Below are 5,339 nucleotides of genomic sequence, written 5' to 3'. Positions count from 1 at the left end.
CTCCCAAGGCATGTCCGGCCCGGCAGCGAGCTCAGTCTCCTGCCGGGCCGGACATGCCTTGGGAGGGCATAAATCAGCGCTCCTAGGGCCGATGGGCCACTCAGTTCGTGCGCCTTTTGCCGATTGCGTTGCATGTGCCGTGCCAAGCCAAAAAGCATTGATAAACCGCCGATGGATCAGCTTTTGCCCTGTTGCGCATTCTACATTGTGGGATATGCGACAATGCCCAAGCGGTTGAATCGTCGTGTTGCAGAACCCCAGACGGGTCATGACTGCTATTCTTAGGACAGTGCGCAGCAAGCCGCTACTCGCTGCACTCCAGGCACACCATTTCCATAATCAAGCGGTGGGTGCTATGTCTGACCGAGCTGTCGACCAGGGAACGGTGTGAGGCCTCAAATCCCTCCATATTGTTGCACCCGCCGGTCCAACAGGACTGCAGGTCCGGACTCAAAGGATCTTGGCTGCTATGGCGACATTGCGGTGCACGCCGCTTTCCGACCAATGATGTGCGTCCAGGTCGAGGCCGGCCCTAATGAACCACCGCCTTGGCACCCTCGCCCATCTCATTTTCGGCATCGACAAGCTAGACCAGAGCGCACTTGCAAGGCGCCATGCAGTCCTGTCGGCGGGCGAACTGTTGGTGACGGGTACAGCTGCGAGCGAACGTTCATCCACCGACGCACAGCGCGGACTGTCGCTTTTCAAATTAGGAAATCTCTGTAGCCACCATTCATGAGCGCGCGGCCACGCGAGACGGCCCGACGGATGCGGTCGCGCAGATGATCGCGAGGATCCGCCCAGTCGGCATGGACGCGCCGTTGACCGATGAGAACTTCGGCGAGCTCGCGATGAGGTGCTCCGGCGAGCGAACCGTCGAGCGCACGAAGAACGAAGGACAAACGAACGCCGCGCTTTTCCGGCGCAAACAAGCGGGGGGGCAACTGTTGCCCTAGACTGAGAGCATTGAGGCACTCCAGTCCCCTCAGTCGATGCTTTAAAAGCACCGCGGGCCAGATGGCTTGCGTATGCAGGCAAACAGGGTGGAGGATATTCGCGCCCGAGACGGCGAGCTGCAGCGCGTGGTCCGCATTGCGAAGAAGAACATGCTGGCTCTTGTCGGGCGCCAGCAGGACGATTGCACGACAGGGCAATGCCGAGAGTTCGAACGGCGGTGTCGGCGACGAGGCAGGCAACCGTTCCGCAATGACCGGCAGCACATGGACGCACCAGAGCGGACACCAGAATACGACCGAAGCGCGGCCACAAGACTCCGCGAAACAGAACACCCCAGCGTGACAGGTCGCCGGCCGACGCGACCATATCGAGAAAGGATTGGAGAGACCAAGTCTTGCAATGCTGGCGCGCAGCGGTCAGATCGCGCTGGAACGCTGGATTGCGGCGTAAGAACTCCCAAGCCCACTCCCGCAGCGTCAGGCCAGCGGTGTAGTCGTATGATCTTTCATCCCGCCAATCGGCCTGATCCGCGCCAGTCAGGAGATTCATGACTGACATCCCCTGCCCGCGCCTGCGTGCGTCGAAACATTATGCCACTTCGCAAAGCATCGGCGTAGGCAGCAGACGTCGAAGACCCCGTTTCGTTGAAGCGTCAGCCATCGCCACTGTCGGCGACAGAAGATGTGCCCAAATTGCCACCAGACCGTCGAACTGGCACAGCGACGGCCAGCGCGACCTGGAATTGATCCCGTAACAGTCATCGGCTCCTGCGTCGCGATCCAGACGTCCCTTGAAGGCGCAGTAGCGCGGCAGTGGATCGCACGCTGCTTGTCGGCAAGTTGTCGTAGCGGCGGCGCCATAGGCACGGTCATCGGAGGGTCTCCTGCGGCAAGCTTTCGCCATTGGAGGCCAATCTCCCCGCTAGGGCAGCCTGTGCAGTTGCACAGGTGAAGCGGATCAATCAGGGGGAGCCATGGCGGAAACTGGATGATGGCGGCTTGAGGAGAGCGGCGTATCGAGGCGGGTGATGAAGCCTGCCAGTACCTCTCAAGGAGAGTGATACGCCATGAACGAGACTATCAACACATTGTTCGCCTTCGTCAGCCCGACGAAATCGATGATACCCTGACGGATGTACTTCGCAGCGGCGCGCGCAAATTGCTTGCGCATGCGATCGAGATGGAGGCCGAGGCGTATGCCAAGGCGGTCGACTGCCTGACGAAAGATCATATTGCGTCGCTGGCGCTCTACGATTTCCCCGCCCAACACTGGGATCATCTGCGAACGTCCAATCCCATCGAAAGCGTCTTTGCAACCGTTCGCTATCGCACGGTGCGTACCAAGGGCTCGCTATCCTCGAAAACCGCCCAGCTGATGGTCTTCAAGCTGTTGGCCGCGGCCAGGAAGTGGCGACGATTGAAAGGACAAAATCAGTTGCCGAAACTCATCGCAGGTGCCAGGTTCCTGGACGGAATCCAGGTCATCGAAACGAAGCCGCAGAGCGCCGCTTGATCAGCCTCGTCACCCAAATTCCAGCATAGCTCCATCGGAACTGCCAGCCTTCCTTGCCGATCAGGCGCATATCAGCGCTGACGATACCGAGGACGGCGATGGCGGTCACCTCCAGGCCGCCGAGTAACGACCCTCAAAACACCGCACTGGTCGAGGCCAGCCTGAACCGGTATCTTGTGCCTGCCCTCGGGAGTCGCTCTATCCACCATGTGATCGACACCGACATTGCTAACGTCACCAAGAAGATCGTCGCCGGGGGTCACCCGCAAGCGGCTAACACGGCCTTCTGGTGTATGCGGGCATTTTTCAACTGGTGTCGCAAACCGCCGCAACGGCTCATCCGCGGTTTCCCCGCGAGGGATTGGAAAATCCGGATCCGGCCCCGATCGTCAAGCGCAAGCGAGTGGTGAACGATGCCGAACTGGCGGCTATATGAACGGGCTGTGAGCCCGAACCGGGCGATATCGGCTATTCGTTCGGCTCCATCGTCAAGCTGCTCATTCTGACCGGACAGAGGCGTACGGAAGTTGCCGCGATGCGTTGGTCCTCAACCTTGAAGCCGGAACATGGAACTATCGGGTGACCGCACGAAGAACGAAGAGCCTACGCTTATTCCGCTGCCCACACTGGCGGTGTCGGTCCCCCAGACGGTACCGAAGACCAATGACACGTTTTTTTCCCTGCGAGGGGCAACGAAAGAAGCCACTTCTCAGGCTACGCGAAGGGCAAGAAGGCTCTAGACGGCAAGGTCAATACTGACGGGGTGGCTTTGGAGAACTGGACCCTTCACGATCTGCGCAGGACGCTCGCGACAAATCTCGGCAGGCGGCAGGTATTGCCACACGTCATCGAGCACATACTGAATCACAAGGCGGCGTCCTTGACAGACATTGGCGAAATCTACAATCTCTATAGCAAAGTCAAGGAGAAGCGCGAGGTGTTGCAGATGTGGTCAAATCACATCGAATGGCTGATCAAGCAGGCTGCGGATGACGCTCTGGCGGCGTAGCTGCTGGCATGGGCGGAAGATGCGGCGCAACAATCGTCAGAGCCTCATCGAATTGGAGATCATGCTTGACCAGCAAATGCGCGGCCAATGCTTCGATGGCTGACCAGTGATCGAGTACTAGCCGGGCCGTGCGATCTTCGATCCGCCTCCAACGGGGGCGGCGCGGCATCAGGAACCGCAACTCACCATAGATTCGCTTGGCATCCGCGTAGTCGCTGCTCCCCTCATTCCCATCGGACGCATTCATCGCCATATCGCGCGGGTCCAGATAGCCTTCGAATGCGGATTCTGCAAAAGGACCTGCCAGACACGCAACTATCTCTTGGATCGCTTCATCGCGTTGGAAATGTCGATCCATATCGTTCTCGAAAATCGGCTTTAGCTCCGAGGTGAATCCTTGCGCTGAATAGAAAACCGTGCCTTCGACAAAACCACCGCACTCTCCGTCACCGGCGTCGGGGTAAATACTAACACTTGAGAAAGCAGGGAGTTCACGGTCGTCGTCGAACATCTGACGGTGCAAAACGATGGCGGCCACCGCGTGCCCGGCTTCGTGATGCGCCACAGACGGGAGAAGATATTGGGAGGCTACATTCATGCGGTGCGGCTCTCAGATCTAGTTTCCATCCAAGCCCTGATATCGGATTCAAGCCATGCGACTCGGCCGGGGGAGATGCGACGCCGCTTAGGGAACAGGCCTGCCTTCAGAGTCGCGCGGTCGCGCTCGAACTGCGTTCCACTGAAGTGCTTCAGGGTCTTTGCCGACTGGCCGGCGGCCCAGGCAAGTGCCCGCTCGCCTTCCACATCTTCAAGCCAAAGATAGAGATCGTCGTCGGGAGCATCCAGCGTTGGACGGACATCAAATGCGTTCATGTCCGGACAGCCTTCAGAAAGAAGGGATAGAGGCTTCCGTTTGATCGGGAACGCTTAGTGTTGGTAGCGGCGCCCACATGTTCGAAAAGCGTGATCATTGATGAGTTCTTCCAGTCGGTGCGGCATCGCAGTGCTTTTGCGCATAGGACCGCAATTGTCGTGCCAACTGGGAAAATCGTTTCGGAACAACGTGATCGCTCTGGCAGCGTTGTGTCAGATGTCCGACATCGTCGAGAATCCGACAACGAGTGCTCCTCCTAATCACCGGATCAACCTCCGGCGCCAGTCGGTGACACCGCATTCCTCTGTCTTTCCAGGAGACGGCGTGGACATCAATGCCGTTCCTCACCGAACCCGCCTCCTAGCCCTTCGCCCATACGTCACGGCCGCCCCCCGGTTTGGCTTCAACCTGAAGGATTACGGCGTCCTCTTCGCAGAGAAGATCGGGTTGTTCGTGGCGCGCGCAGCGGAGCCCAAGGAGCTTTTCTGGGTTGCGGATACTGGCATGTCGATATTACGACCGTGTGTCCTTCGACAAGCTTGGTGGCTTCTTCAACCAGAATCTCGCCGCGGAGATCGAATCGTTATCTGCGCCGCAAAGTGCGGCCGGTGAGCGGCGTGGCCCTGCGTTCCAGTTGGCCACGGTCCTCGCTGGGACGAGCAAGTAAATGGCTTGCGCAGCAACGGTGCGATCACACCTGGAGCACGGCGTCATCAGGAAAGCGCCATCCTTGTGCGCCCACGACACCCTGGTCGCCATCGGCCGCATCGCGGGGGGGCACTGTGGGCGATAACCATTCATTGATCTGGGCGATTGAGGGTTCTGCCGGGGCGCTATTGCTGCTCGGTAGGGCTGCGGGCTGGCGAGTCTACCAAGGCGAGCAACGACAGGCGAGACGGCAGACATTACGTGACGGAACTTGATATTGCAGTGCAGCAAGCGTAGAGCACCGCGCGCTTATCGGAGTGTCGTCCATGGCCCTTACCA

The 5,339-nt window shown here is 59.1% G+C and carries 5 protein-coding genes; 2 read left to right on the top strand and 3 right to left on the bottom strand.

All coding sequences use genetic code 11. The features are described 5' to 3' along the window. Positions 1 to 704: 704 nt before the first annotated feature. Positions 705 to 1,220: a DUF2285 domain-containing protein gene (locus tag EN750_RS17030; protein ID WP_224570032.1), complete on the bottom strand. Its 516-nt coding sequence runs from the start codon at positions 1,218 to 1,220 to the stop codon at positions 705 to 707. A 793-nt stretch (positions 1,221 to 2,013) separates the two neighbouring features. Here EN750_RS17030 and EN750_RS17025 point away from each other — a divergent pair. Both EN750_RS17025 and EN750_RS17020 read left to right on the top strand, forming a co-directional pair. After that, positions 2,014 to 2,469 (top strand): transposase, encoded by a 456-nt coding sequence (locus tag EN750_RS17025; RefSeq protein ID WP_256748481.1) that lies wholly within the window; start codon positions 2,014 to 2,016, stop codon positions 2,467 to 2,469. A 763-nt stretch (positions 2,470 to 3,232) separates the two neighbouring features. Next, a complete protein-coding gene (locus tag EN750_RS17020) occupies positions 3,233 to 3,478 on the top strand; it encodes a tyrosine-type recombinase/integrase (protein WP_126080680.1) in 246 nt (81 codons plus the stop codon). Here EN750_RS17020 and EN750_RS17015 read toward each other — a convergent pair. Continuing rightward, positions 3,444 to 4,016 (bottom strand): hypothetical protein, encoded by a 573-nt coding sequence (locus EN750_RS17015; RefSeq protein ID WP_145967732.1) that lies wholly within the window; start codon positions 4,014 to 4,016, stop codon positions 3,444 to 3,446. The genes EN750_RS17020 and EN750_RS17015 overlap by 35 nt on opposite strands. Before the next feature lie 56 nt (positions 4,017 to 4,072). Continuing rightward, complete coding sequence (locus EN750_RS41495; protein ID WP_063169289.1) at positions 4,073 to 4,351, bottom strand: AlpA family phage regulatory protein; 279 nt, start codon at positions 4,349 to 4,351, stop codon at positions 4,073 to 4,075. Between the last annotated feature and the right edge of the window lie 988 nt (positions 4,352 to 5,339).

This window comes from Mesorhizobium sp. M7A.F.Ca.ET.027.03.2.1, from assembly GCF_003999175.1.
In the GTDB taxonomy this organism is placed as follows: domain Bacteria; phylum Pseudomonadota; class Alphaproteobacteria; order Rhizobiales; family Rhizobiaceae; genus Mesorhizobium.
This window is presented reverse-complemented; position numbering and strand designations above follow the sequence as displayed.